This window comes from Hanamia caeni, from assembly GCF_003721595.1.
GTDB lineage: Bacteria > Bacteroidota > Bacteroidia > Chitinophagales > Chitinophagaceae > Ginsengibacter > Ginsengibacter caeni.
On record NZ_RJJR01000009.1, the window covers coordinates 90,221 to 116,572 of the forward strand.

31 protein-coding genes are annotated in these 26,352 nt (G+C 37.7%); 20 read left to right on the plus strand and 11 right to left on the minus strand.

What is annotated here, in order from left to right:
* Window positions 1-76 precede the first annotated feature (76 nt).
* On the minus strand, window positions 77-328 hold the full coding sequence (locus EFY79_RS12040; protein ID WP_123121115.1) for a type B 50S ribosomal protein L31: 252 nt from the start codon (window positions 326-328) through the stop codon (window positions 77-79).
* Window positions 329-427: 99 nt separating this feature from the next.
* Window positions 428-919 (minus strand): YajQ family cyclic di-GMP-binding protein, encoded by a 492-nt coding sequence (locus EFY79_RS12045; protein ID WP_123120967.1) that lies wholly within the window; start codon window positions 917-919, stop codon window positions 428-430.
* Window positions 920-1,086: 167 nt separating this feature from the next.
* On the opposite strand from EFY79_RS12045, the gene rsmG reads away from it, so the two are divergent.
* Together rsmG and EFY79_RS12055 are read left to right on the plus strand one after the other, a co-directional pair.
* A complete protein-coding gene (rsmG, locus tag EFY79_RS12050; RefSeq protein WP_123120968.1) occupies window positions 1,087-1,713 on the plus strand; it encodes a 16S rRNA (guanine(527)-N(7))-methyltransferase RsmG in 627 nt (208 codons plus the stop codon).
* Window positions 1,714-1,986: 273 nt separating this feature from the next.
* Window positions 1,987-2,646 carry a LytR/AlgR family response regulator transcription factor gene (locus EFY79_RS12055; RefSeq protein WP_123120969.1) on the plus strand — a complete coding sequence of 220 codons (660 nt, stop codon included), beginning with the start codon at window positions 1,987-1,989 and terminating at the stop codon, window positions 2,644-2,646.
* On the opposite strand, the gene EFY79_RS12060 is transcribed toward EFY79_RS12055, so the two are convergent.
* On the minus strand, window positions 2,647-4,011 hold the full coding sequence (locus EFY79_RS12060; RefSeq protein ID WP_233577989.1) for a sensor histidine kinase: 1,365 nt from the start codon (window positions 4,009-4,011) through the stop codon (window positions 2,647-2,649).
* 212 nt (window positions 4,012-4,223) lie between these two features.
* Between EFY79_RS12060 and EFY79_RS12065 the strand changes: the two genes are divergently transcribed.
* The gene (locus EFY79_RS12065) at window positions 4,224-4,508 is read left to right on the plus strand and encodes a hypothetical protein (protein WP_123120970.1); all 285 of its coding nucleotides are present in this window, start codon (window positions 4,224-4,226) and stop codon (window positions 4,506-4,508) included.
* A 7-nt stretch (window positions 4,509-4,515) separates the two neighbouring features.
* On the opposite strand, the gene EFY79_RS12070 is transcribed toward EFY79_RS12065, so the two are convergent.
* Window positions 4,516-5,040 carry a CopD family protein gene (locus tag EFY79_RS12070; RefSeq protein WP_123120971.1) on the minus strand — a complete coding sequence of 175 codons (525 nt, stop codon included), beginning with the start codon at window positions 5,038-5,040 and terminating at the stop codon, window positions 4,516-4,518.
* Between the two features lie 54 nt (window positions 5,041-5,094).
* A complete protein-coding gene (hemH, locus tag EFY79_RS12075; RefSeq protein ID WP_123120972.1) occupies window positions 5,095-6,132 on the minus strand; it encodes a ferrochelatase in 1,038 nt (345 codons plus the stop codon).
* Window positions 6,133-6,473: 341 nt separating this feature from the next.
* Here hemH and hemA point away from each other — a divergent pair, with 341 nt between their 5' ends.
* The 9 genes from hemA (at window position 6,474) to hemL (ending at window position 14,211) form a co-directional block, all read left to right on the plus strand.
* Window positions 6,474-7,691: a glutamyl-tRNA reductase gene (gene hemA, locus EFY79_RS12080; RefSeq protein WP_123120973.1), complete on the plus strand. Its 1,218-nt coding sequence runs from the start codon at window positions 6,474-6,476 to the stop codon at window positions 7,689-7,691.
* Window positions 7,675-8,634, plus strand: a complete 960-nt coding sequence (gene hemC / locus EFY79_RS12085) for a hydroxymethylbilane synthase (RefSeq protein ID WP_123120974.1) — start codon at window positions 7,675-7,677, stop codon at window positions 8,632-8,634. The genes hemA and hemC overlap by 17 nt, the downstream gene beginning before the upstream one ends.
* 10 nt (window positions 8,635-8,644) lie before the next feature.
* Window positions 8,645-9,334, plus strand: coding sequence for a uroporphyrinogen-III synthase (locus EFY79_RS12090; RefSeq protein WP_158605206.1), 690 nt, complete (start codon window positions 8,645-8,647; stop codon window positions 9,332-9,334).
* Window positions 9,335-10,366: a uroporphyrinogen decarboxylase gene (gene hemE / locus EFY79_RS12095; protein ID WP_123120976.1), complete on the plus strand. Its 1,032-nt coding sequence runs from the start codon at window positions 9,335-9,337 to the stop codon at window positions 10,364-10,366.
* Window positions 10,367-10,399: 33 nt separating this feature from the next.
* Window positions 10,400-11,326 carry an oxygen-dependent coproporphyrinogen oxidase gene (gene hemF, locus EFY79_RS12100; RefSeq protein WP_123120977.1) on the plus strand — a complete coding sequence of 309 codons (927 nt, stop codon included), beginning with the start codon at window positions 10,400-10,402 and terminating at the stop codon, window positions 11,324-11,326.
* A 32-nt stretch (window positions 11,327-11,358) separates the two neighbouring features.
* Window positions 11,359-11,589 (plus strand): hypothetical protein, encoded by a 231-nt coding sequence (locus EFY79_RS12105; protein ID WP_123120978.1) that lies wholly within the window; start codon window positions 11,359-11,361, stop codon window positions 11,587-11,589.
* A complete protein-coding gene (locus EFY79_RS12110) occupies window positions 11,586-11,885 on the plus strand; it encodes a type II toxin-antitoxin system RelE/ParE family toxin (protein WP_123120979.1) in 300 nt (99 codons plus the stop codon). Before EFY79_RS12105 ends, EFY79_RS12110 begins: the two co-directional genes overlap by 4 nt.
* A gap of 2 nt (window positions 11,886-11,887) precedes the next feature.
* Window positions 11,888-12,862, plus strand: coding sequence for a porphobilinogen synthase (gene hemB / locus EFY79_RS12115; protein WP_123120980.1), 975 nt, complete (start codon window positions 11,888-11,890; stop codon window positions 12,860-12,862).
* 68 nt (window positions 12,863-12,930) lie between these two features.
* Complete coding sequence (gene hemL / locus EFY79_RS12120; protein WP_123120981.1) at window positions 12,931-14,211, plus strand: glutamate-1-semialdehyde 2,1-aminomutase; 1,281 nt, start codon at window positions 12,931-12,933, stop codon at window positions 14,209-14,211.
* 155 nt (window positions 14,212-14,366) lie between these two features.
* Here hemL and EFY79_RS12125 read toward each other — a convergent pair whose 3' ends face one another.
* On the minus strand, window positions 14,367-15,344 hold the full coding sequence (locus EFY79_RS12125; protein ID WP_123121117.1) for a GlxA family transcriptional regulator: 978 nt from the start codon (window positions 15,342-15,344) through the stop codon (window positions 14,367-14,369).
* Between the two features lie 129 nt (window positions 15,345-15,473).
* On the opposite strand from EFY79_RS12125, the gene EFY79_RS12130 reads away from it, so the two are divergent.
* From EFY79_RS12130 to EFY79_RS12145, 4 genes are all read left to right on the plus strand, one after another.
* Window positions 15,474-15,923, plus strand: coding sequence for an SRPBCC family protein (locus EFY79_RS12130; protein ID WP_123120982.1), 450 nt, complete (start codon window positions 15,474-15,476; stop codon window positions 15,921-15,923).
* 42 nt (window positions 15,924-15,965) lie between these two features.
* Window positions 15,966-16,376 (plus strand): VOC family protein, encoded by a 411-nt coding sequence (locus EFY79_RS12135; RefSeq protein WP_123120983.1) that lies wholly within the window; start codon window positions 15,966-15,968, stop codon window positions 16,374-16,376.
* Between the two features lie 114 nt (window positions 16,377-16,490).
* The gene (locus EFY79_RS12140) at window positions 16,491-16,919 is read left to right on the plus strand and encodes a VOC family protein (RefSeq protein ID WP_123120984.1); all 429 of its coding nucleotides are present in this window, start codon (window positions 16,491-16,493) and stop codon (window positions 16,917-16,919) included.
* Window positions 16,879-17,433 (plus strand): VOC family protein, encoded by a 555-nt coding sequence (locus tag EFY79_RS12145; protein WP_199727518.1) that lies wholly within the window; start codon window positions 16,879-16,881, stop codon window positions 17,431-17,433. The genes EFY79_RS12140 and EFY79_RS12145 overlap by 41 nt, the downstream gene beginning before the upstream one ends.
* Window positions 17,434-17,499: 66 nt before the next feature.
* On the opposite strand, the gene EFY79_RS12150 is transcribed toward EFY79_RS12145, so the two are convergent.
* Both EFY79_RS12150 and EFY79_RS12155 read right to left on the minus strand, forming a co-directional pair.
* On the minus strand, window positions 17,500-19,674 hold the full coding sequence (locus EFY79_RS12150) for a carbohydrate binding family 9 domain-containing protein (protein ID WP_123120986.1): 2,175 nt from the start codon (window positions 19,672-19,674) through the stop codon (window positions 17,500-17,502).
* Between the two features lie 37 nt (window positions 19,675-19,711).
* Window positions 19,712-20,038 carry a Dabb family protein gene (locus EFY79_RS12155; RefSeq protein WP_123120987.1) on the minus strand — a complete coding sequence of 109 codons (327 nt, stop codon included), beginning with the start codon at window positions 20,036-20,038 and terminating at the stop codon, window positions 19,712-19,714.
* Between the two features lie 198 nt (window positions 20,039-20,236).
* Here EFY79_RS12155 and EFY79_RS12160 point away from each other — a divergent pair, with 198 nt between their 5' ends.
* From EFY79_RS12160 to EFY79_RS12175, 4 genes are all read left to right on the plus strand, one after another.
* The gene (locus EFY79_RS12160; RefSeq protein WP_123120988.1) at window positions 20,237-21,643 is read left to right on the plus strand and encodes a Gfo/Idh/MocA family protein; all 1,407 of its coding nucleotides are present in this window, start codon (window positions 20,237-20,239) and stop codon (window positions 21,641-21,643) included.
* A 158-nt stretch (window positions 21,644-21,801) separates the two neighbouring features.
* Window positions 21,802-22,455 (plus strand): TetR family transcriptional regulator C-terminal domain-containing protein, encoded by a 654-nt coding sequence (locus EFY79_RS12165; RefSeq protein WP_123120989.1) that lies wholly within the window; start codon window positions 21,802-21,804, stop codon window positions 22,453-22,455.
* 5 nt (window positions 22,456-22,460) lie between these two features.
* Window positions 22,461-23,765 (plus strand): ABC1 kinase family protein, encoded by a 1,305-nt coding sequence (locus EFY79_RS12170; RefSeq protein ID WP_123120990.1) that lies wholly within the window; start codon window positions 22,461-22,463, stop codon window positions 23,763-23,765.
* Between the two features lie 310 nt (window positions 23,766-24,075).
* A complete protein-coding gene (locus EFY79_RS12175; RefSeq protein ID WP_199727519.1) occupies window positions 24,076-25,539 on the plus strand; it encodes a serine hydrolase in 1,464 nt (487 codons plus the stop codon).
* A gap of 93 nt (window positions 25,540-25,632) precedes the next feature.
* On the opposite strand, the gene EFY79_RS22040 is transcribed toward EFY79_RS12175, so the two are convergent.
* Genes EFY79_RS22040 through EFY79_RS12190 form a run of 3 tightly spaced genes read right to left on the minus strand, consistent with a single transcriptional unit; the run spans window position 25,633 to window position 26,256 of the window.
* Entirely contained in the window at window positions 25,633-25,794 is a 162-nt protein-coding gene (locus EFY79_RS22040; protein WP_123121118.1) for a putative toxin-antitoxin system toxin component, PIN family, read from the minus strand.
* A complete protein-coding gene (locus tag EFY79_RS21890; RefSeq protein ID WP_123120991.1) occupies window positions 25,794-26,051 on the minus strand; it encodes a putative toxin-antitoxin system toxin component, PIN family in 258 nt (85 codons plus the stop codon). Before EFY79_RS21890 ends, EFY79_RS22040 begins: the two co-directional genes overlap by 1 nt.
* On the minus strand, window positions 26,032-26,256 hold the full coding sequence (locus tag EFY79_RS12190; protein WP_123120992.1) for a hypothetical protein: 225 nt from the start codon (window positions 26,254-26,256) through the stop codon (window positions 26,032-26,034). Before EFY79_RS12190 ends, EFY79_RS21890 begins: the two co-directional genes overlap by 20 nt.
* Window positions 26,257-26,352 lie beyond the last annotated feature (96 nt).

Here is a 26,352-nt window from a genome sequence, read left to right on the forward strand (position 1 = left end):
TGTTGTGTAAAAAAAAGGAGTTGAAATTAAAAAAAATCCCCCAAAACCGGGGGATAAAAAATCAAAGTGTAATTAATTATTTCTTTTTCTCGTAGCGTTTTCTGAACTTGTCAATACGCCCTGCTGTATCTACCAGCATATTTTTACCGGTATAAAACGGATGAGAAGTATTTGAAATTTCCAGCTTAATTACCGGATATTCCTTGCCATCTTCCCACTGAACGGTTTCTTTAGATGCAGCAGTTGAGCGGCTCAGAAACATGGTATTATTACTCATATCGCGAAAAACAACGAAACGGTAATTTGAAGGATGAATGTCTTTTTTCATATTGTTTGTTTTTAACATGGCTTCCTGGTTGCAGTCTCCATGTATTTTTTTAAGTGTGCAAAACTAATACAATAAAGTGTATCAGCAAAAAGTAAAAAGCTAATTTTTCATATTTACGTACTGAAGCGCAAGACCAAGATCCCACCCTTTTGATGCCTGGATAACTGCCTGCAAATCATCAATTTTTTTACCTGAAACCCTTACAATGTCGTCCATTATTGATGCCTGCACCTTAAACTTTGCATCCTTTATCAGTTTCACTATCTTTTTGGCATCCTCCTGGCTAATGCCATTTCGTACAGGGATTTCCTTCTTCACAATTTTGCCGCTCTGAAACGGCTCTTTGCTTAAATCATAAATTTCAGCGGCGAGACCCTGCTTCATACTTTTGCTGATGAGCACATCAATAATTTGTTCCAGCTTCATCTCACTGTCCGCTTCCAGGTTAATTTTAAACTCTTTTTTATTTAAATCAATCACCACATGATTACCCTTAAAATCGAAACGGTTTTTAATTTCTTTGGATACGGTATTAACTGCGTTATCAAGCGTTTGCAAGTCCACTTTGCTTACGATATCAAATGAAGGCATAATAATAGTTTTAAATTATAACAATTAAATTTAAATTATAACAATTAAATTTTATCAGAAACCGCTGATATTGAATGAACAGATGCAATTTACATCAAAATAAAAATCACAACTATTTCTGCGTTTACTATACTAAAGCCGCGAAGAAGTAATTTTACTGGTTTAATATGACTATTATTCAAAAATATTTTAGTGATTTTCCGGAACGACAAACTCAGCAATTGGATGCATTAAAAGAATTGTATTCTAATTGGAATCAAAAAATAAATGTGATATCAAGAAAAGATATGGATCATTTTTACGAGCACCATGTTCTTCATTCGCTCGCCATTGCCACACAGTTTAATTTTCCTGCTGGTTATTCAATTATGGATCTCGGCTCGGGAGGCGGATTTCCAGGCATCCCGCTGGCTATCTTTTTCCCGGATGTCCATTTTCACCTGGTGGATAGTGTAAACAAAAAATTAAAAGTTGCTTATTCAATTGCCGAAGAAATTGAGTTGCATAATATAACAGTTCAGCATACACGTGCTGAGGATATACAAGATAAAAAATTTGATGTGGTTGTTTCCCGCGCTGTAGCGCCATTAAAAAATCTTTGGTATTGGAGCAAGCCACTTTTGCATAAGCGCCCGGTTCATGAACCTAAAAAGATAAATGGCCTGATTTGTCTTAAGGGCGGCAACCTTACCAAAGAAATTCATGAGAGCGGGCTTCATCCGAAGGTCTGGGAAATTGAAAATATTTTTAAGGAACCATTCTTTAAAGAGAAATACATTTTAGCAGTAAGCTGAGAAAAATGCCGGAAATTAAAGGCATAAATGTTTATTGTGTCATAACCGGATACACGGTGTATCGTAAGCGGACATTTATTTTTATTTTCAAATTCATAATTCCCCACTTTTCAGCCAATTAACCAATGGCATGCCATTGGTTTTACTTTCAGCAGATGATCCAAAAAATTATTCAAAAAATTGTAACAAAAAAAACCATTGAACCGTCTAACAAAAACAAGAATGAATCATTTAGAAAATTTTTTCTAGCTACAACACTAAAAACGATTTGAGATGGGAAAATTTATTGAATACCTGCCAGCTAAAGCAAACAGCAACAAACCTTTTACAAATGCTCAATTTCTTTCTGAAGTCTCTTCTGATTTTTCGAAATACAAAGATTTTAATCCTGTAATCGTTGTTAGCAGCGATGCTTCTGCAATGAATGATGCGAAGCAAAAAGAAACCAGTGATCAAAATTTACCATTGGAACCTGGTAGTGCAATTTATTTTGCAGGCAAAAACCTAAATGGGGAAGTTTTAGAAGCAATTATGAGAAATCCATTTAATATAAATAGATTGGAAAATATAATCCACTACGGCGGGCGAAAAAAAACGCGGATAATTGTAAAAAGCGGAACGGCGCACGTTGCGCTGCGACTTAGCGAGGTTGTTATGATTTTCACGAAGGATAAAATAGTATTTGTCGTAAGTAAGGAATCAAAAAAATATACAGTAGACAAAACGTTGACGGAGATAGAAGAAGATCTTGACAGCTCTTTGTTTTTCAGAGCTAACCGGCAGACTATCGTAAATTTAAATTTTATTAAAAGCTTTAAGCCGCATCAAAGGGTGAAGCTGCTTTTGGAAATGGAGATTGCCACAGTGGATGAGCCAATTATCATAAGTCAACAAGTAGCGCCTGATTTTAAAAAATGGATTGAAGGCGCCTGACTATTTTATGGGTAATGTAATAACAAACTTGCTGCCGTTTCCCTGGGAACTTTCTACTCTTATTTCGCCGCCGTGAGCCTTAATGATATCATAGCTGATGCTCAATCCAAGGCCGGTTCCCTCTCCGGTAGGTTTGGTAGTAAAAAATGGCTGGAAAATTTTATCCCGTAATTCCGATGGCATTCCATCACCATTATCCTCCACAATAATTTCGACACTTTGATCTATTTTTCGCGTTGATACTGAAACAGTGGGTTCATAAGAACTGCCATCCTTCAGTCCGCGAAATTTTTCATTAACGGCATAAAATGCATTATTTATCAAGTTTAACAACACGCGGCCAACATCCTGTGCTACGATATTAATTTCGCCAATCGTTGTATCAAAGTCTGTCTTGATGGTAGCATTGAAATTTTTGTTTTTTGCCCGCAAGCCATGATAGCTTAACCGCAAATATTCATCTGCCAATGCATTAATATCTGTCGGATCTTTTTGTCCCGTACTGATTCTTGAATGCTGTAGCATTCCTTTTACTATTGCGTCTGCACGCTTCCCGTGATAATTGATCTTGTCAAGGTTTTGCGAAATATCATCGAGTAATTCCTGTTCAAGAGTTTTATCTCTTTCCTGCTCAGGCTTTAACCATTCAGATTTGAGCTCACCTATCAGCTCATTATTTACTTCCGAAAAATTATTTACAAAATTCAAAGGATTTTGAATTTCATGTGCTATGCCGGCAGTAAGTTCGCCCAATGAAGCCATCTTTTCTGCCTGTATCAATTGGGATTGAGTAGATTTTAATTCGATTAAGGCATGCTCCAGTTCTTCTTTTTGCTTCGTAAGTTCAGAAGTTCTTTGCGCCACCTGCACCTCAAGCTGGGACTTCATTTCAGCCATTATCCTGTTATTTTTTTCTTCGTTAATAGCCTTTTCACGCGCTTTGGCAAGTTCATTTCTTTGTCTGCGGTTTGTAAGCCATGTACCAAATCCCCATATCACTGAAAATGAAGTGGCTGCTTCTAACCAGGTTTCCCAGTTTGTATATAACGAAGGATCGATGGCTTTTATAAAATAAACGAGCAACGACACGAGGATGTAAGGAACAGAAGCGGTCACAAAAAAAGAAGCGCGCTTAAATTCATCATTTTTATAAATAATATAAATAACAACAGACAGCAGGATAATAGAAAGCCATTGAGTTACTGCATCAGAACCGCCATAAGAAAAATGAATAACCAGCAAAGCAATTGCAGCATAAATCAGCCACCAAAATATTTTATTCCATCTCTGCATGGTCCCGGCCATGCTAAGAGATTTGCGGAGGTAACTGATAATTATTATGGTAATGATTAAAGTAAATCCCATGTTTTTAATAATGGATTATTAGCACAATATTAATTAATTCATATTATTAATATTCATTTTCATCACAATGTTACAGCCATACACTTTTTTGTAAATCACAGCATAATCAATTGTTACCGCTAACAGTAATCAGGACGCAACAGTTTCAGTAAAATAAAATAATAAGGAATTTGTTTATTTACTGGTAATAGTTAGATTATTACATTTGCAATATGACGCTTCACGATTTTAAACAATCATTATCGGAGGATGTACCACCAAAGAATCTTTCAATTTATTTACAGGCATTGTGGTATGATGCGAAAAGCGATTGGGAAAAAGCCCATGTTTTGATACAGGATGTAAATGACGAAAATGCAGCCTGGATTCACGCGTACCTCCATCGCAAAGAAGGTGATATTGGAAATGCCGGTTACTGGTATCGCCGCGCCGGGAAAAACAGGCCTGATTTTTCTTTAAATGATGAATGGGAGCAGATTTCGAATGCGCTGTTGTAGGAATTTCTCAGGCTTTTCGAAATCGTCGATATGCTTTAATTGCAGCAAAAAGCAGGATACCTAATGCAACCAAAACCAGGATTCCCCAAACAAAACTTATCAATTGCTTCACCACTGCCAGCATAACTATCGCTACTAAAAAAAGTGTGGCCACTTCATTCCAGATCCTTAATTGCTGCGAATTCCAGCGAAAAATAAATTTCTGTTGCTGGCTAAAAATGCTGTGTAAAAAAAGATGATAGATAAATAATCCCAATACAAAAAGCAACTTGACCAAAAGCCATGAAGGAAGGCTGCCAAATAAAAATCCCATCCATGTTCCAAAAATTAAAGTAAGAATTGCCGATGGCCACGTGATGCCATACCATAACCGCTTTTGCATAATAGAAAATTGCTTTAGCAAGATTCCTCTTTCCGGTTCCTGTTTTTCATTTGCTTCAGCACTATACACGAATAATCTGACAATATAGAAAAGGCCGGCAAACCAGGTGACCACAAAAATGATATGAAGCGCTTTGATGTAGAAATACATTCTTTAAGTTGTTAGTTAGTTATGAGTTATTAGTTAATAGTCCTCCATTATATGCTAATCACTCGTCATCTCCCCATTCACCATTTGTTCAACCGCATCTACCCATAAAGCATTTGTATTCAGGCACGGAATCATCTTAAACGATTCGCCGCCTGCCTTCATAAAAATTTCTTTACCACGCATGGCAATCTCTTCTAACGTTTCAAGGCAATCGCTTACAAATGCCGGGCATAAAATCAATAAATTTTTTATCCCCTCGCCAGGCATTTCTTCAAGCCTGATGTCTGTAAAGGGCTCTAGCCAGCCTTTTCCTAGTCTTGATTGAAATGAAATACTATATTTATCAGGCGAAATTTTTAATTGCTCGCAAACAAGCCTTGTAGTGGTTCGTACCTGGTGTCGATAGCAAAATGCATGTGCCGGTGATTCGGTTTCGCAACACGTATCGCTTTGCAGGCAATGGCATCCAGTTACATCGCTTTTTCGTATATGCCTTGCCGGTACTCCGTGATAGCTAAATAAGATATGGTCATACTTCTTCTCCAGGCTTGGTCTTATGGATGCTGCGAGGGCATTCAGATAAGCATCATTTTTGTAAAACGGCGATACAAATGAAATAGTAAACGGATATTTTTTCTGTTTATAAACTTTCTTCATATGCTCAACAGCAGTTTCATAGCTCGACATTGCATAGTGAGGATACAAGGGCAAAATAATTACTTCATTAATTTCCGGGCTTCTTTTTTCTAAAGCCGCGTACGCCTCTTCAGCAGTGGGATTTCCATAGCGCATGGCAATCTCCACCGGCTCATCCACTCTCGCCTGCAATGCATGCTGCAATTTTTTCGTAAAAACGATTAATGGCGAACCTTCTTCGGTCCATATTTGTTTATAAGCTTCAGCAGATTTGGGAGCACGAAAAGGGACAATAATACCTTTCACCAACAAGGCCCGCATCAGCCATGGCTTATCAATAACCCTTTCATCCATTAAAAATTCATCAAGGTATTTTCTTAAATCAGAAACATTAGTTGAATCCGGAGAACCAAGATTTATTAATATGATTCCTTTTTTTGTTTTTGTAGATGCCATTGTTATTAATTAGATGCAAATGTAGCTTCTGATAAAAGAATCCTTTGAATATTTTTTGTTGTAATTAAATTCGGCTGTGAAGAGATTTTTTAGTTTTTATGTCTTTTATTTGTAACCTTTTACTCTTTTAATCCTCTATTTCTATTGGGTCATAGAATTGGGAAGTGGAAAAGAAAAAAGAAATCAATAAGGTATGAGTTTAAAAGATAGGAATTACTTTTGCGCAAAAAATCAATGCCTTTAAACCAATAAATATTAATTTTTAGATCACGCTAAGCAGGATGTTTTGACTAAACAATGACCAACTAAAACAATTTTAAAAATATTTTTGCGACAATCGAATGACAAAACTCGCTAATACATACCACGATTCCTTAAATAGTTTTTGTATAGTTGGCATCAATTACCGCAAAAGCGATATGGCCATTCGTGGCCGGTTTTCTCTTTCGGCAGATCAAACTCTTGAAGTATTGCAACAGGCTGCGGCAAAAAACATTACGGGCTGCCTTCCGCTTTCTACATGCAACCGGACAGAAATTTATGGCATTAGCAATAACCCGGAAGTTTTTTCCCAATTGTTATGTGAAAACACTTCGAATCAATCAGAAGATTTTCAGAAATATAGTTATACATATCAGGGATTAGAGGCTATTGAACATTTGTTCAAAGTGGCGTCGGGCCTTGATTCTCAAATAATTGGGGATTACGAAATTTTGTCCCAGTTAAAACAAGCTACCAATGTGGCTAAAGAACAAGGATGTATTGATGGTTTTATGGAAAGAGCCATTAATTATGCATTGCAGGTTTCAAAAGAAATAAAAACGAAAACGAAATTAAGTTCAGGAATTGTTTCGGTTTCTTATGCGGCTATTGAAATTATAAAAGAGAAAACAACAAATCTTTCGGATAAAAAGATCCTTTTAGTTGGAACAGGAAAATTTGGCAATCATGTTGCTAAAAATCTGAAAGATTATCTGCCGGTTTCTGATATTTCATTTACCAACAGAACAGATGAAAAAGCAAATGAGCTGGCGCAATTGTTTAATGCAAAATTTTTGCCTTACAAACATTTATCTTCAGCTTGTAATGACGCAGATATAATTATAGTGAGCTCCGCTTCTGGCACTTACTCCATTCTGCCTTCTTTTTTCACGAGCAGAAAACCGAGACTGATTCTTGATCTTTCTGTTCCTGAAAATGTAGATCCCGCAGTTAAAAAGATAGAAGGCACCACTGTTTTAAATGTAGATGAAGTTTCTTCTGTTATGGATAACACAATTTTATTGCGTAGGGCGGAAATTCCGAAAGCAAAAAAAATTATTAACGATACCCTCTCAAGCCTTGAGGAATGGCACAGGCTTCAATTTAATAATCCCCTTTTGAGGATGGTAAAATCACAACTTTTTCAAATGAACGAAATGTATCATTTTGAAAACTCATCTCCCGGCAAAATTCACAAAACCGTATCTTCACTGGCCATTCAGTTAAAAGTAAAAAAGGATAAAGGTTGTCAATGTATCACTGCATTGAACAACTATCTTTATGAAACCAATAATTAAGATAGGCACCCGCGAAAGTGAATTGGCGGTTTGGCAGGCCACAAGTGTGCAAAGCCTCGTGAGGCAGCAAGGCTTTGATGCCGAGCTAATATTTATTAAAAGTGAAGGCGATGTTGATGTGGTTACGCCTTTATATGAAATAGGCGTGCAGGGAATTTTTACAAAGGCACTTGACGCGGCTTTACTTAATTATAAAATTGATTTGGCTGTTCATTCGATGAAAGATGTGCCGACTCAGCTGGCTTCGGGGATCAGGCGGGCAGCGGTTTTGAAGCGCGCATCTTATAATGATATTTTAGTGTTTAAAGGCCAAAAAAATTACATTGAAAATGAATTAAATAATATTCAACCTTCAATATTCAATAATCAATTTTCAAGATTTACCATCGCTACCAGCAGTACCCGCCGTAAAGCACAATGGCTTCATCGTTATCCAAATCATCAAATCGAAAATCTGCGTGGCAACGTGAATACACGTCTGAGGAAAATTCAGGAAAACAATTGGAACGGCGCCATTTTCGCGGCTGCGGGACTTGAAAGAATCCATCTCCGGCCGGAAAATTCAATTGATTTGGACTGGATGCTTCCTGCTCCGGCACAAGGCGCTATCACTGTTTCTTGTAGGGAAAACGACGAAGATTCTTTTGAAGCTGTTCATTTGCTAAATGATGAAGCGACGGAAAAATGTACAAAAATCGAACGTGATTTCCTAAAAACTTTATTAGGCGGATGCTCAACACCAATCAGCGCTTTAGCGGTTTTTGAAAACGATAAAATTGTTTTTAAAGGAAATATTTGCAGCCCAGATGGAAAAGAAATGTTTGATATTCATAAAGAAATTGATATTGAAAACGCCGATGATTTAGGAATAATTTCAGCGAAAGAATTATTGCAAGATGAAGAAGCAAAAAAAATAATCTACTCGATCAGGAATGCAAAATAAAGTTCAAATATTGAGTACTAAAAAGATCAGCGATTCCTTTATTAAAAGTGCTGCTGAAAAAAATATTGCTATTGAGCAAATGAGCTTTATTGAAACAAAAGAAAGTATTTCAGCAAAAATAAAAAAGAGAATTGGAGAACTTTCCGCGCAAAATATTACCGCAATCTTTACCAGTTCTAATGCCGTTAATGCGGTGGGCAAAATCGTTTCTCCACAAACAAACTGGAAAATATTTAGCATTGAGCCTGCAACGAGAAAAAAGGTGGAGCAGATTTTTATTAATTCGACTATCACAGGTGCAGCAAGGGATGCAGAAAATTTAGCACAGCAAATCATCGAAGATAAATCCGTAAAACAAATCGTTTTTTTTTGTGGAAATCAAAGAAGAGATTTGTTGCCTTTAGAACTAAAAAAGAATGGAATTAATGTGGAAGAGTTGATCGTTTACAACACTATTGAAAAACCACAGGCTGTTTCAAAAAAATATGACGGCATCTTATTTTTTAGTCCCAGCGCGGTCAGAAGTTTTTTTAAAAAAAGCAAAATTATTTCTGAAACAATTCTTTTTACTATTGGCAAAACGACTGCCGCCGAATTAAAAAATTATTCAAATAATACAACTGTTATTTCAGAAATTCCAGACACGCAAAAACTCATCGCTGAGGTAATAAAATATTTCAGCACAATAAAAACCGATTAAATGAGCGAATTGAAAAATGATCTTTTATTAAAGGCATTAAGAGGCGAAAACGTAGAGCGGCCACCGGTTTGGATGATGCGCCAGGCGGGAAGATATTTACCTGAATACATTGCGCTTCGGGAAAAATATGATTTTTTTACCCGCGTACAAACCCCGGAACTCGCCGCAGAAATTACCTTGCAACCGGTCAGAAGAATTGGCGTGGATGCAGCGATTATTTTTTCTGATATTCTCGTAATTCCGCAGGCGATGGGCGTTGAAGTGCTGATGGAAGAAGGCAAAGGGCCGTTGTTACCAAATGTCATTAAAACAGAAAAAGATATAATTTCTTTGTTTACTGATAAAGTAGAAGAAAAGCTCGACTATGTAATGAAAGCTTTGACGCTCACCAAACAGGAATTAAATGGTGAGGTGCCTTTGATTGGCTTTGCAGGCGCGCCGTGGACAATTCTTTGTTACATGGTGGAAGGGAAGGGAAGCAAAACCTGGGAAAAAGCGAAAGAATTTTGTTTTACTCAGCCTGATTTGGCGCATCGGTTATTGCAAAAAATTACCGATATCACCATTCATTATTTAAAGGCGCAAATCAAAGCTGGCGCTGATGTGGTGCAGATTTTCGATAGCTGGGCAGGTTCCCTGGGTCCTGAAGATTTCAAGCGGTTTGCACAACCTTATTTGATTCAAATTGCCGATGCTTTACAAGATGATGCCCCGGTAATTTTATTTCCAAAAGGAAGCTGGTATGCGTTGGAAGAATTAAGCGAAAGCAGCGCGTCGGCTCTGGGAATTGATTGGTGTATTTCTCCCAAAATGGCCAGAGAGCTTACTTCTGGCAAGATAACTTTGCAGGGAAATTTTGATCCCGCGAAATTGTTATTGCCTATAGATGACATTCAGAAAGAAGCGAAAAAAATGATCAGCGAATTTGGTGTGCAAAAATATGTTGTTAACCTTGGGCACGGTATTACGCCGAATATCCCGGTAGATCATGCAAGAGCTTTTGTGGACGCGGTGAAAGGTAGCCAATGGTAAATCGTGAAGGTGAATTAGAAAAAGCTTCCCAAAATGAATAGTAAAGAAGATTGGATAAAATATATTGAATCACTGCAAAACCGTATCTGTGCTGCATTAGAAGCAAGTGATGGTAAATCAAAATTTATTGAGGATGCATGGCAACGACCCGAAGGCGGCGGCGGAAAAACAAGAGTGATCAGTAATGGAAATGTTTTTGAAAAAGGAGGAGTGAATACATCAGTGGTTTTTGGGAATGTTTCTGAAGCAATGAAAATGCAATTGAAAATTGATGGAGAAAAATGGTTTGCATGCGGATTAAGTTTAGTGCTACATCCCGTAAATCCTTTTGTTCCGACGGTTCATTGCAATTACCGAATGTTTGAGTTATATGATGAAAATGATCGGTTGATTGATCGCTGGTTTGGTGGGGGCACAGACCTTACACCCTATTATTTATTTGAAGAAGATGCGAAACATTTTCACCAAACCTACAAAAACATATGCGATGGATTCGATAGGGAATTTTATCCCTCATTCAAAAAAAATTGCGATGCCTATTTTGTGAACATTCACAGAAATAACGAGCGGCGCGGCATCGGCGGAATTTTTTATGATTATCAAAAACCTTCTCAAAATAAAGAAGTCAACTTTTGGATGAGTTTCAGCAAAGCTTGTGGTGATGCATTTCTTGCGGCCTATCTTCCGATTGTAGAAAAGCGAAAAAATTCCTCGTTTACTGCGGCACAAAAATATTGGCAGGAAATCAGGAGAGGAAGATATGTAGAGTTTAACCTCATTCACGATCGTGGTACTCTATTCGGCTTAAAAACCAATGGCAGAACGGAAAGTATTTTGATGAGCCTGCCGCCAACAGCGCGTTTTGAATATAATTATCAACCGGAAAAAGGAAGTGAAGAAGAAAAATTGTTAGAGGTTTGCCTGAATCCACGGGATTGGACGGATCAAAATAATGATTAAAATTTCAGGTAAATTTGTAAAAAATAATAAGAATGATTTTAACTGATAAAAAAGAAGTATTAAAAGAAATCATTGAAGATGCTGACGACAAACTAATGAGCCTGATGATCGCATTAGCCAATGAGTACAATTATACTGAACAGGAATATACCCAGGATGAAATACAGGAATTTTATAGAATAAGGGATGAAATGTTAGAACATCCCGAAACTAGTTTGACACCTGAACAAGCCCATGAGTCGATCAGAAATAAGAAGAGATGAAATACCAATTAAAAGTTTCATTAACTGCTTACCGGGAAACGGAAGATGCATATTTGTATTATGAAACACAATCTACCGGCCTGGGCGAAAGATTTTTAAAATCAGTTGAAGATGCATATTTGAAATTATCAGAACACCCTCAATTCTATAGTTTTATTAATCGAGATAAATATATTCGTGATATAAAGATTAAAGCCTTTCCTTTTGTTATTATTTTTCAGATAGTAGAAAATACAGTACTTGTATTGAGGGTTTTTAATACCAACAGGAATCCTCCATCTTTAAAAACTTTATAAAAATGTATTTGCAAAAAAGACCTAGAATTTTAAGAAATAATCCCGCAATAAGAAGCCTGGTTGCAGAAACAACACTCACTCCCAGTGATTTTATTTTACCAATGTTTATTGATGAAGGTGAGAATGTGGAATTTGAAATTCCTTCCATGCCTGGCTATTATCGCCGTTCAATTGATGGTATTATTAAAGAAGTAAAGGAACTGTGGAGTATGGGAATAAAAAGTGTTTTGTTGTTTGTAAAAGCGCCGGATGAATTAAAAGACAATACAGGAAAAGAAGCGTGGAATCCGGACGGGCTGATGCAAAAAAGTATAAAAGCGATAAAAAACGCGATGCCTGAAATGGTAGTAATGACAGACGTTGCGCTCGATCCTTATTCGGTTTACGGCCACGATGGAATTGTAGAAAACGGGGAGATTGTGAACGATGCAACAGTGGAAGCATTGGTGAAAATGAGTCTCAGTCATGCTAAAGCAGGCGCTGATTTCGTAGCTCCCAGCGACATGATGGACGGAAGAATTGGCGCCATAAGGAAAGCTTTGGAAGAAAATAATTTTACCAAAACGGGTATCATGGCTTATAGCGCAAAGTATGCATCCTGTTTTTATGGTCCGTTCAGAGACGCGTTGGATTCAGCGCCCGGATTTGGAGATAAAAAAACGTACCAGATGGATTATGCAAACCGCATTGAAGCCGTGAAAGAAGCGTTAATGGATGAGAAAGAAGGCGCCGATATTGTGATGGTAAAACCTGCGATGGCATATCTGGATATTATCCGTGAAGTAAAAAATAGTGTACACATCCCCGTTAGCGCCTATCACGTTAGTGGTGAATACGCCCTGATAAAAGCCGCAGCAAAAATGGGTTGGATTAATGAAGAAAAAGCGATTTTAGAAAGCCTTACTTCTATTAAGCGAGCCGGCGCAGATTTGATCGCCACTTATTTTGCCAGGGATGCAGTTCGGCTTTTGTCGTGAATAGAAAGCTTTGCGCTAGAGTGTTGATTATTGATTTATTGATTATTGAAAATTGATTGTTGAAAATTATGGATTTCTCAAAAAGTGTCGATTTATTTGAACGCGCTCAACGGAGTATGCCTGGTGGCGTTAACTCTCCCGTCCGGGCTTTCAGGAGCGTTGGTGGAACACCGGTGTTTATCAAGTCAGCAAAAGGCGCTCATCTTTTTGATGAAGATGATAATCAATTTATTGATTACATAAATTCGTGGGGGCCGATGATTCTTGGTCATGCTTATGAACCCGTGGTAAAGGCGATACAAGAAAAAGCTGGAGACTCTACTTCTTTCGGCACACCGACAGAACTGGAAATTGAAATGGCCGAGCTGATTAAAAGCATGTCCCCAAATGTGGATTTAATTCGTATGGTAAGCAGCGGCACAGAAGCATGCATGAGCGCGATTCGTCTTGCACGGGGCTACACAGGAAGAAATAAATTCATCAAATTTGAAGGCTGTTATCATGGACATGCAGATTGTTTTTTGGTAAAAGCAGGAAGCGGTGTGGCTACATTAAATATTCAAACAGTTCCGGGTGTAACTGCGGGAGTTGCAAAAGATACTTTGACTGCGCCTTACAATAATTTAGCATCAGTTGAAAAATTAATTGAAGAAAATAAAGGAGAAATCGCTGCTGTCATTTTGGAGCCAGTTGTTGGCAATATGGGCTGTGTTCCTCCACAGGAGGGCTTTTTGAAAGGTCTGAGAAAACTGTGTAATGAAGAAAATATCATTTTAATTTTTGATGAAGTTATGACCGGTTTCCGGCTGGCTGCCGGCGGCGCACAGAAATATTTCGGAATCGACGCCGATTTGGTTACGTACGGAAAAGTAATCGGCGGGGGTTTGCCAGTCGGTGCTTTTGGTGGTAAAAAGGAAATTATGGAACATATCGCTCCGCTCGGAAACGTATACCAGGCGGGCACTTTGAGCGGTAATCCTATTGCGATGATCGCCGGACATACTATGTTAAAAGAGTTAAAAAATAATCCGTCAATTTATACGGAATTAGATCAAAAAGGCGCCCGTCTCGAAAAAACTTTGAATGATATTTTGGCGGCCAAAAACATTCCTCACCGAATCAATCGTGTAGGAAGTATGATCAGTATTTTCTTTACTAATGAAGAGGTAATTAATTTTGAAACTGCTTGCACCACTGACATAAAAACTTTCAACAAATTTTTTCATCACATGCTGGATGAAGGAATTTATTTGCCGCCATCTGGTTATGAAAGCTGGTTTATCAGTAATGCGCTCAGCGCGCAGGATATACAGCAAACCCTTGATGCAGTTGAAAAATTCAGATTGTAGCCAATCTGGTATATAATAAATCAGAATGATATTTTAGACAAAGCTTTTTTGCTTACCATTCAATTACAAATACGAAAAATAAATTCGCTTTATTTTTTCGTTTACTGTTCCCGTTAGCAGGTGTTGATGGAATAGTGTTTAATCGAAGCTTTTAATCAAGCCATTACCATTTTGTTATACTTATTCCTGTATTCAATCGGTGTAAGGCCTGTTAGTTTTTTGAATAAATCACGAAAAGCCTTGGTGTCGGTATAGCCCACATCATACATCACTTCAGAAATGTTTTTCCGGCTGCATTCAAATTGTCTTTTTGCCCCTTCTATCCTTATACGATGAACATATTCTAAAACCGAATTGTTTGTAGCTTCTTTAAAGCGGCGCTCAAATGACCGCCGGCTTAGATTTACCATCTTTGCCAAATCATCTGTACCAATTTTTTCGGAAATATTTTTTTCAATAAATTCCTGTGCCTGCAAAATTTCTTTATCTGTATGATTCTTTTGTCCTTTAAACATCGCAAAAGTGGACTGGCTATCCCTGTCAATATCTATTGCAAAATATTTAGAGGCAAGGATGGCGGTTTCCCTGTCTGTATATTTTTCCAACAGATAGAGTAAAAGATTCCAATATGAATTGGCTCCCCCACTTGAATAAATTCCTTTTTCTTCAGTCACAATACCGCCTTCAATCACTTCCACCTCTGGATACATTTCCCTGAATTCATTTTGAAAACCCCAATGGGTAGAACATTTTTTTCCATTCAATAATCCCGTTGAGGCAAGCAGAAAAGCGCCTACGCACAACGATGCCACTTCTGCACCGTTTTCATATTGCGATACAATCCATGGCACAGCAGCTTTATTTTTTGCTACCGCCGACGTCATATCGCCAAACAACGCCGGTATAAAAATCACGTCAGTTTGAGCTACCTCTTTGAGCAGCCTGTGGGTATATACCGAAAACATTCCGTTGTTTAATTTGATTTCTTTTTTAGTGCCTACCAGTTCTACGTCAAACAAAGGTTGTTTTCCTGCGGAAATTAAAAACTGGTTTGCTGCGGTAAACAGGTATTGCGGGTCGGCAACCGCCTGCATTACGGAAGATTCGGGAACAAGAATGGATACTTTTTTCATCGAATAAAGATAATATGTTTTGCTGTCGCAATCAGCACCCAAAACTGTCATATCAACCACCTGTGAAAATCATTTATCATCGGCATCTTTGTAATGTTAATTAATTTTTTTAAAAATAAAATTTAAACAATGTCAAACAATAAAGTGCAACTTCACAGAGTGTTTGCAGCGCCACCAGAAAAAGTTTTTAAAGCGTTTACCAATGCAGACGCTTACGCTTCATGGCTTCCTCCTTATGGTTTTGTGGCTACCGTTCACGAACTTAACGTAAAAGTAGGTGGAACTTATAAGATGTCACTTACAAATTTCACAACAGGAAATGCCCAGTCATTTGGTGGAGAATTTTTAGAACTGAACCCGAATGAACTGATAAAATATTCAGACAAATTTGATGATGAGAACCTTCCGGGGGAAATGATTACTACCGTTCACTTCAAACAGGTCGTATGTGGCACAGAAATAAATATTACGCAGGAAGGTATACCTGAAGCAATACCGCCGGAAATGTGCTATTTGGGATGGCAGGATTCTTTAGATAAATTGAAAAGACTTGTGGAGCCTAATATTCCGCAACCTTAACACATCTTCATTACAAATATTACTGACACTAAATTGTAAATCATGGCAAAACAAGTATTCATTAATCTTCCGGTTAATGACCTGCAAAAATCAATAGCGTTTTATGAAGCTATTGGCTTCACAAACAATCCACAATTCACAGATGAAACCGCTGCCTGCATGATTTGGAGTGATTCGATCTATATAATGTTGCTGACGCACGAAAAACTAAAACAATTTACTTCCAAAACAATTGTTGATGCCAAAACTTCCGTTGAGGTGAGCATTTCACTTTCTTTGGAAAACAATGAGGAAGTAAATACGTTTGCTGACAAAGCGCTAAAAACAGGAGGCACGGAACCATCTGAACCCCAGGATTATGGTTTCATGTACCAACGGGGCTTGGAAGATCCGGATGGACATCATTTGGAAGCATTTTATATGGACATGAGCAAATTTCCCCCAAAACAATAAAAAATCGCAGTTGAGATCCGTGAATTTTTTGAGACCTTCTCAAAATCTGTAGCAATTGTGTAAATCCCGCAATTTGCGAGCGAACAACCTTTTCAACCATATAAATTCAAATATATGTTACAAACCACACCATTTATTTTGTTTGACGGCAACTGCAAAGAAGCAATGACCTTTTACCAGGAATGCCTTGGTGGAGAATTGACGTTGATAAAGCTTGGCGATACACCAATGAAGGAGCAATTTCCTCTAGAAAAACACGACAGAATAATTTATGGCCAACTTATAAATGGCGATATTAATTTGTCTGCTACAGACTGGATGGCATCGCCTACGCTTGAACCAAAGCAGGGCAACACTTTCAGCATTTATCTTACGGGTGAAACCTATGATGAGTTAAAGCCAGCGTTTGATAAACTTGCTGTAGAAGCGGATAAAGACACAAGAACTTTTATGGAATTGAATAACACCTCTTTCGGGGTTTACGGACAATTTACAGACAGGTATGGAGTTGCATGGATATTCAGAGGTGCAAATCAAAAATGATAATAGCCGCATCGCTTATTCATCTCAACTGTCATCTCGATATACCGCAATAAAACCTCATCAGGATTTACTGAACATTACCTTTAACCATGAAATACCAATGACCACTATTACGGCCTATCTTACATTTAATGGCAACTGCAGGGAGGCGATGCAATACTATCAGAAATGTTTGGGCGGCCGCTTAGTATTTCAGACTGTAGGCGAGTCACCCCTTTGCGAAAAGATGCCGGCAAAAATGAAAAAATATATCGTTCATTCAGAGTTGAAAAATCCCAAAGTGCTATTATTTGCTTCTGATATGGTTGGTCAAGAAATATTGCTTAAGGGTAATTCCGTATCTCTTGCATTGAATTGCAGCAGTGAAAAAGAATTAAAAAAATATTACAAAAGCCTTTCTATCGACGGGGAACAAACACATCCACCTGAAGAAACCTATTGGGGTGCAATTTTTGGTGGCCTTACGGATAAGTTTGGCACCAATTGGCTATTAAATTATCAACGAAAGAAATAGACCCATATTGAAAATTCAACCTTACTCATTTTTAATGTTAACCTAATTACAACAGGCAGCTAAGTATTATGGATTCCACCAGTAGGTGAACTTTAACAGCAATGCCCTGTTTCTAACTGCAAATGGTGTTATAAAATAATTATCAGTATAAACGATAAACAAGTCAGATGCAGGCTTGTACCGCCATTGAAAACGCGCATTAATATTAGTATTGTTCAGTTGTTGATTGTATTGAACATAGGTTGTGAAAAATAATTTTGTGGTCAAGGTTATATCCACCTTCGGCCCCACCAGCCAAAACCCGGTATTCCCCCATGGAGAAGGAAGTATAAGCTGATTGTATGAGGCGCTTAAACTCAGGTTTACTATAGGTTGAAAACGGTAGCCTATAGTACTGCCGACCGTATATTTTTCACCATCAGCATAATAGCCCCCATATCTAAACGAAAAACTATAATTAAACAAGCTTTGAGGCTTTGAAGCAAAATCTACACCACCTGTTTGCCACGAATGTTCTGAATGAAAGGATAAGGAATCTTTACCGCTGTTGGTTGGGTCAAAAGGGAATAAAATTTTTACATAATCGTCCATAAAAACACCGGTAAGTGTAGCTTTATTTCTGAAGGTTATCAAATAGTCCAAAACATTTTCGTGATCAGTTTGATTCAGCTTTTTATCAAAGAAATAAATGAAATTAAATTGCGGTCCATGGGTAAGAATGCTTCCTGCTTTTGGAAAGAATGTATAAGAAACCTGCGGATTAATTTTAATGTAATTGGCGCGGGGAACATAGCCCACCTCTGCATTGTAATTATTTCCAACAGATTCATACGCCGCGTTAATCAACCACTTTTTCCCGGAATATTTTAAATTACCGGCATGGGTGAAATTGTTGTCATTCTTGCCGGGAGTAAATGATTTCAGCAATAAAAGTTTACCCGTCCAGATGTTGTTAGAAGAGGCCAGGTTGTATTCCAGTCCAATATTTCTGTTGTACAATGAATATTTTGGGCCGGAAGAATCTTTTTCCGGATCATAATTGAGGGATTGTTTGTTGACAAAAAGCAAATTGATATTTGACCTTGAAAATACGCGCCGCTGAATGGCTGCCACCGCAAAATTTTGCGCAGGCAATCCAATGTCGCTTTGTTTTGCCGTTTCCATGTCCATTAAGGTAATACGCCATTTTTTATTAAGATTGCCGCTCAACCGTCCTCCATATTTTATTGGTATTCCAAGCCCTATCCGCCGGGAAAAAAAAGGCCTGATGTCAGCATAACCGAAGTTATTAATCTGGTCGCCGTTTTCAAGAAAAAATTGTCTTCGTTCAGGAAAAAATAGTTCATAGCGATCTAAATTAGTTACCTGCTGATCTACCTCAACCTGCGAAAAATCGGGGTTAACTGTTAGGTCAAGATTTAATGAAGAAGATAGGGCCACCTTTGCATCCAATCCAGGTTCAAGCTTGTATTCTGAAGATTTTGATGGTGCTTTTTCTTCAGTAAAGCCGGTAAGTAAATGAGGAATGATAGAAACATTTCCCTTTTGTACGGTTGGCGCATCCTGCCACACAAGGTTGCCCGTATAGGCAAGGGCCGCAGTGGGAAATTGTCTTGGCACAGGCGTCCAGCTTGATTTTTCGGTAGTTCTTAAATCGTTTCTGCTGAAATTGATTCCCCATTTTGTGACACCCTTTTTATATCGAAGTGTCTTAAGCGGAATCGCCATTTCTACATTCCAGCTATCAGCATAATGTTTCACCGCTGACACCCATTTATTATCCCAGTTCAAATCCACGGATCCCCCTTCGTACATTAGCCCGTCCCATTGTGCATTTTCAGCATTAGTTCCAAATGCAAAGCCGTCTGTCTGGTCATCAAATGGATCAATAAAAACGATAAAATTGTCATTTTTTACAAAACTGAAATCCCTGCGCAAAGATTCCACTATCTCTGTTTTGCGGGGCGCACTGAAACATTTTGCCAAAAGGTATAAATGCTTATCGTCATAAGTCATCTGTACCTCGGTTTGTATTTTTGCAAGGCTGGTATCCATAGGAAGTACCATGTAGAAATTGCCCGCAATCTCTGCATTTTTCCACACGTTTTCATTTGCTTCTCCATCCACCACTATCTTTTCAGTCGTAGGATAAATATGCAATTGAAAATTCTCATTCTTTTTTTGGCTAAAAACTGAGGCAGCTAACAGGTATGCACAAACGAAAAATATACAGAATTTCAATTTCTATTGGATTTAAAAACGAATTAATGATACAAAACTATTTGTCAATAGAAATGGTATCGTAAACCACCACTTTATTCCATAAGTGAGAACATTCTTCTATGAATTTCAAATGAATGGGGTCGGTTTGGTAAATGTCCTGGTCTTCTGCACTATCAAACAATAAAAGCCAGGAGGCCGCATAGCTGCTGTCAATTACATCCCGGTTGGTATTTGCAGGAATTCCGATGTGAAAATCTTTAATAGTAGGCGCTTTAGAAAGTTTTCTCAATCCTTCGATTAATTGTTCACGCGCCTGTGAACTGCCCGGATCTTTTAACCAAAAAAATACGTGATGAATAAATCCATTCTTTTCAATAATCATAAATAAGTGTTAGGTAATTATTACAAAGTGTCAAACTTAACTAAATTTTCCTTCAGTGAACGCAATAATAATTCGAAATTAATTTTCGGCGAATGAGGCGATATTATTATTTTTTCGAAACCTCTTGCTTCATCATTTACTTTAAATTATTGTTCATTTATTTTCTATTTTTATATCTCTCAACGTAAAAAAATTGATATGCAAAAACCACAATCATTTCCAAGAAGAAAATTTTTAAAACATGTAGCCGCAACTACGCTAGCATTAGGCGTCGGCCCTTTGTCATCCCTGGCAGGAAATGAAGAGTTAGAAACACAGGTTTTACAATACAACAGGAAATTTTCGTCTAATGATATGGTGAATATTGCTGTGATAGGAATGGGAATTATGGGGAACCATAATGCAGTTTCTTCATTGCAGGTGCCTGGGGTAAAATTAATAGCCGCGTGCGATCTCTATTCAGGAAGGCGCGAAAGAGCGAAAGAGCTATATGGCAAAGATATTTTTGTAACAAACGATTATCGCAAAATATTACAACGCAAAGAAGTAGACGCTGTCGTTATTGCTACCAGCGACCAATGGCATGCACGAATTACAAAAGATGCTTTAAAGGCCGGTAAACATGTGTATTGCGAAAAGCCAATGGTACATTACATTGGCGAAGGTCTCGATGTTATCAAAACACAAAAAGAAACTGGAAAAGTTTTACAAATCGGTAGCCAATATGTAAGTAACATAGTTTTTCAAAAAGCTCATGAATTATACAAGTCAGGGGCTATAGGAAATTTGAACATGGTGAATGCCGTGTATGACCGCCAGGATGCATTAGGCGCCTGGGAATATACGATGCCCACAGACGCCTCACCTAAAACGGTGGATTGGGACAGGTATATAGAAGGAATGAAAAAAATTCCTTATGATCCAAAAAAATTCTTTTGGTGGAGAAATTACCGCGAGTTTGGAACCGGCGTAGCCGGCGACTTATTTGTGCATTTACTTTCAGGCACACACGTAATTACGGATTCAATAGGGCCTGAAAAAATTTATGCATCGGGCCAGCTCTGTTACTGGAAAGATGGGCGCAACGTACCCGATTTAATGGCTGGCATAATGCAATACCCTGAAAGGCCGCAGCATTCTCCCTTTCAACTGACATTGCAGGTAAATTTTGTAAGCGGAACCGGTGGGTCGGAAACTACGCGTTTTGTAGGGAATGAAGGCACAATTGATATAAGGGGAAATAGCCTCACTGTCCATCATAGCAAATTACCAGAGGCGCCCGGCATCGGAGGTTGGGATGCGCTGGAAACTTACCCCGAAGAAATGCAAAAGGAATTGCTAAAACGGTACAATGAAAAATATTCAAAAGAACAACAGAAAAGACATAATGAGCCTGATATGACCTACAGAGCTCCTGAAGGTTTTGACTCATCACTGCAGCACCACATCAATTTTTTTGACAGCATCAGGAATGGAAAACCCGTAGTAGAGGATGGCGTATTCGGCTTTAGAGCTGCCGCTCCTGCTCTTGCATGCAATCAAAGCTATTTTAAAAACAAGATAATCCACTGGGATGCGGAACAAATGAAACTAAAAGAAGCTTGAATACCGGTTTCTATCACCTCATACTTTTTTACAAATTTGTTAAAGCATAATCTCAAGCCCGTTTTGAGATGCTTTTCCAAATATTTCAATCCGGGAATGCATTACCTTTATAAGTAAGGAAAGTGAACAATTTTCCGTTCATCCTAAAAAAACTTTTTATGGCAAATGCAGAAGAAATAAAAAATAGTTACATAGATTTTGTGCTCACCAATGGCGAACCTCCCAAATCAGTTTACAATTTTGCAAAGAAATTAAAAATCACAGAGGCTGCTTTTTATAAATTGTACAGCTCATTTGATGCAATTGAAAAAGCAATTTGGGAAGACCTCACCATCGCAACTATTCTTACAATTAAAGAACAGGAAGTGTGGCCCCAATACACCAGCCGCGAAAAAATGCTTTCCTTCTTTTATAGTTTTCTTGAAATGTTGAAATCGAAAAGAAGCTTTATTGTTTATTCACTGAAAAAACATCCCAAAAGAATTACTACGCCCGATGTGTTAGCAGGCGCTAAATCTGAATTCCTTAGCTTTTCTGAAGATGTGATTAATGAAGGACTTGACAGCGGCGAATTAACAGACAGGAAATTTTTCAGCAAAAGATACAAAGACGCCTTATGGTTGCAATTTGGATTTATCATTAATTTTTGGATGGATGACGACAGTAAAGATTTTGAAAAATCAGACGAAGCAGTTGAAAAAGGCATCAATGTAGCTTTTGATCTTTTTCAAAGATCGCCTATTGACAACCTTTTTGAATATGGAAAATTTTTAACCCGGAACAGTAAGTTTAAAGAAAGAATGGGAATTTAAAAATTATGAAAACGCAGGAATCAATGCCAACCACGAAGGTGGAACGTTCTGCCAAATTTGTAAAGACAGGTTTTCGCATCGGTGGCAATTATGTAAAACACTATTCTAAAAAATTATTCAATCCAAATCTTTCCCGCGACGAACTGAATGAAGACAATGCGAGAGATATTTATAATTCGCTAAGCCAGCTAAAAGGCTCTGCCTTAAAGGTAGCCCAGATGCTGAGCATGGATAAAAATATTCTTCCCAAAGCATATATCGATAGATTTTCTCAATCCCAATACAACGCTCCGCCGCTATCAGGGCCGCTTATAATCAAAACATTTACCCGCAGCTTTGGCAAACCGCCGGAAAAAATTTTTGATACGTTTAATCTTAATTCCACGCAGGCAGCATCTATCGGACAGGTGCACGAGGCCACGTTAGACGGGAAAAAACTGGCTGTTAAAGTACAGTATCCCGGCGTGGGCGACAGCATTTCATCAGACCTGAAAATGGTAAAACCTATCGCATTCAAATTACTGGGAATGAATGAAAAGGAACTGGAAATTTATATTGGCGAAGTGGAAGAACGATTGTTGGAAGAAACCGATTACGAACTCGAAGTACGCAGCTCCATTAAGTTTTCAAAAGCTTGCCGTCAATTAAAAAATGTAGTATTTCCCACTTATTATCCTGAACTTTCTTCCGCTAAAATTATTACGATGGACTGGATGGAAGGATTGCATCTTAAAGAGTTTCTCGCCACCAACCCTTCACAAAAATTAAAAAATAAAATCGGACAGGCGCTATGGGACTTTTATAATTTTCAGCAACATGAATTAAGAGCGGTGCATGCAGATCCTCATCCCGGAAATTTTTTGATAACTCCTGATGAAAAACTTGCCGTTATCGATTTTGGGTGCATCAAAAAATTGCCTGAAGATTTTTATACGCCTTTCTTTGGTTTAATATTTCCTGAACTGATGACCAATAAAGACGCTACCATACAAGCTTTCCGGCAATTGCAAATGATTCAGGCGGGTGACAACAAAAAGCAAGTGGAGTTTTATTATAAAGCTTACAAAGAAATGATTTCATTGTTTGCATCACCATACCTGCGACCGACTTTTGATTTTAGTAAGCCCGAATTTTTTGAAAAACTGTATGCATGGGGCGAAAAAATCGCCAGAATGCCCGAATTTAAACAACCCCGTGGAGTGAAACATTTTATCTATGTCAACCGTACTAACTTTGGATTGTATACTTTGTTAAATGAGCTTAACGCCACTGTAAAGACCAACACATATCAGCCGGCTTTTGCCAATTGAATGTCGCCGGAATAAAAATCTTAATTATTTGTTCTTTTACTATCTCTATGATTGCAAAAAAAATGCATCAGATTATTTGCGCAACCATTTGTGGAACTAAGTAATTTTCTTTAAAAAAATTCTTCGATATTCATTCTTTTACTCCGTCGCTTTTTAGAACAAACCTTATTTTTATATTTTTAGGCTACTGATTCCAATAAACAAATCAAAATGAAGAAATTACACTTCACTTTACTCCTGATTATTTTTTCGGGGCTATGCGCTGGCCTGTTTGCGCAACCTATCGCTTCGCCGCAGATAGATTCGTTAGTTGAGAACTCTGAAAACATTTGATGTTCCCGGCATAGCAGTCGCGATAGTAAAAGATGGAAAGATTATTCACGAAAAAGGATACGGGGTTACCTCGCTGAACACCATGCAAAAAATGAATGAGCATACGAGGTTTGGAATTGCTTCGAACAGCAAAGCCTTTACTGTTGCAGCTTTGGGAATATTAATAGATGAAGGAAAATTAAATTGGGACGACAAAGTAACTGACTACATTCCTGAATTTAAATTATACGCCCCGTATGTAACTGAAAATTTTACCATCCGCGATTTGCTGACTCACCGAAGCGGGTTAGGACTTGGTGCAGGCGACCTTATGATTTGGCCGGATAGCAGCACTTTTACATTAAAGGATATTATTCACAACCTGAGGTTCTTGAAACAAACTTCCCAATTCAGGACAAAATATGATTATGACAACTTATTATATATCGTCGCAGGTGAAGTCGTGGCAAGGGTTTCAGGAACGAGTTGGGAAAATTTTATCCGGGAAAAAATTATGAACCCGCTTCAAATGACGGAAAGCGCGCCGAATTATGATCTTTTAAAAAACAAAAATAATGTAATAGATGCTCATGACCCGGTGAATGGAAAAGTGCAGGTAATTCACCGCGATTGGAAATATGTGGCCGATGCAGCCGGAGGAATTTATAGCTCTGTACACGACATGTGCAAATGGATTATCATGCAGATGAATAATGGAAAATATAGTGATGATGTAAAGCAACAGCTTCTTTCAGAAAAAACACATGAAGAAATGTGGACGCCGCAAACGATTATTCCGATTCATGGAGAAACGACTTACAACACTCATTTTGCTGCTTATGGCCTTGGCTGGGGTTTAAGTGATGAAAAGGGATACAAAGTTCCTACGCACACAGGCGGGCTCGCTGGAATTGTGACCCAGGTTACTTTGATCCCGGAATTAAAACTGGGAATTATCGTATTCACCAACCAGCAGTCGGGTGCGGCTTTCAGGGCTATTACCAATACAATCAAAGACAGCTATTATGGAATAAAAGGTAAAGATCGGGTAAAGCAATATCATGATATAGTATTGCAACAGGAGGCAGATGCAAAAAAAATCACTGATAAAATCTGGGCCGATATTAATGCAGCGCAAAAGAAAAATACTGGCAAAATTGATTTCAGTAAATACACCGGAACCTATACTGATCCGTGGTTTGGCGATGTAATTATTTCAGAAAAAAATGGCAAGCTCTGGTTTGATTCCAAAAATTCTCCACGTCTTTCAGGCGAAATGTTTGCTTATAAAGGAAACACATTTATTGTAAAATGGAACGACCGGAGTATGGACGCAGATGCTTATGTAATGTTCACTCTCGATTATGAAGGCCATCCAAATGGTATCACCATGAAACCAATTTCTCCATTGACAGATTTTAGTTTTGATTTCCAGGATTTGGATTTTAAGACAAACGAATAATTTTCACCACTTTTCGAAGTTAAAAAGATCAATTGTCAAATAACAATTATCAAACTTCCAAAAGTTTTATTTTCATTTTCTGAAAAGTCTGTCTTAGACATTTTGTTCTTGAAGATATTCGGTCACAGTCAATATTTTTGTCACACCATAAATTTTAAAAACCAATAAGTCCTTATCGCCGGTAATCAGGTGAGTTGCATTGCCGTCAATACATAATGATAATAAAAAATTGTCCTTTGGATCTCTACAATCAATTACGCTTTTTTTATTTTAATAAATTCTCCTCTATTGCGGATCTTGAGTAAAAATTTTTCAATATCTTCTAATGGAAAATACTTTCTAAATTTTTTCCTCTGCGATACTTCTACAATTTCATCAATTAATTCCTGACTGAAAAGAAGAATAAGTTTCTTATCTGCAATAATTGTATCAAGCCTTGTAAATTCTTTTGTTAGTAAGAAGCTGATCCAAAGATTAGTATCAATAATAACCCTACTTTTTTGATTTCGCATATCTTTTAGCTCTTACAAGTTCTACCTCTTTTGTGATTTCAGCTAAAGTCGGTGGATTGTTTTTTGCCCTGGCTCTCAATTTATTCACTAATGTGAGAAATCCATCGTCAGATATTTTTTTAATAGAAATAAGTTTTAAATCTTCCAGATTTTTAAGAAGTTTGGTCGCCTTTGGATTTAAGATATCTATTTGCATTGTGTCCATAATTCAAATGTAATCAATTTTTAAATCTCCTTAAGAGTCATGTGACATCTGTATCAGCGCTAGCGGTTATCGATAAATACACATTTTATTATCTCC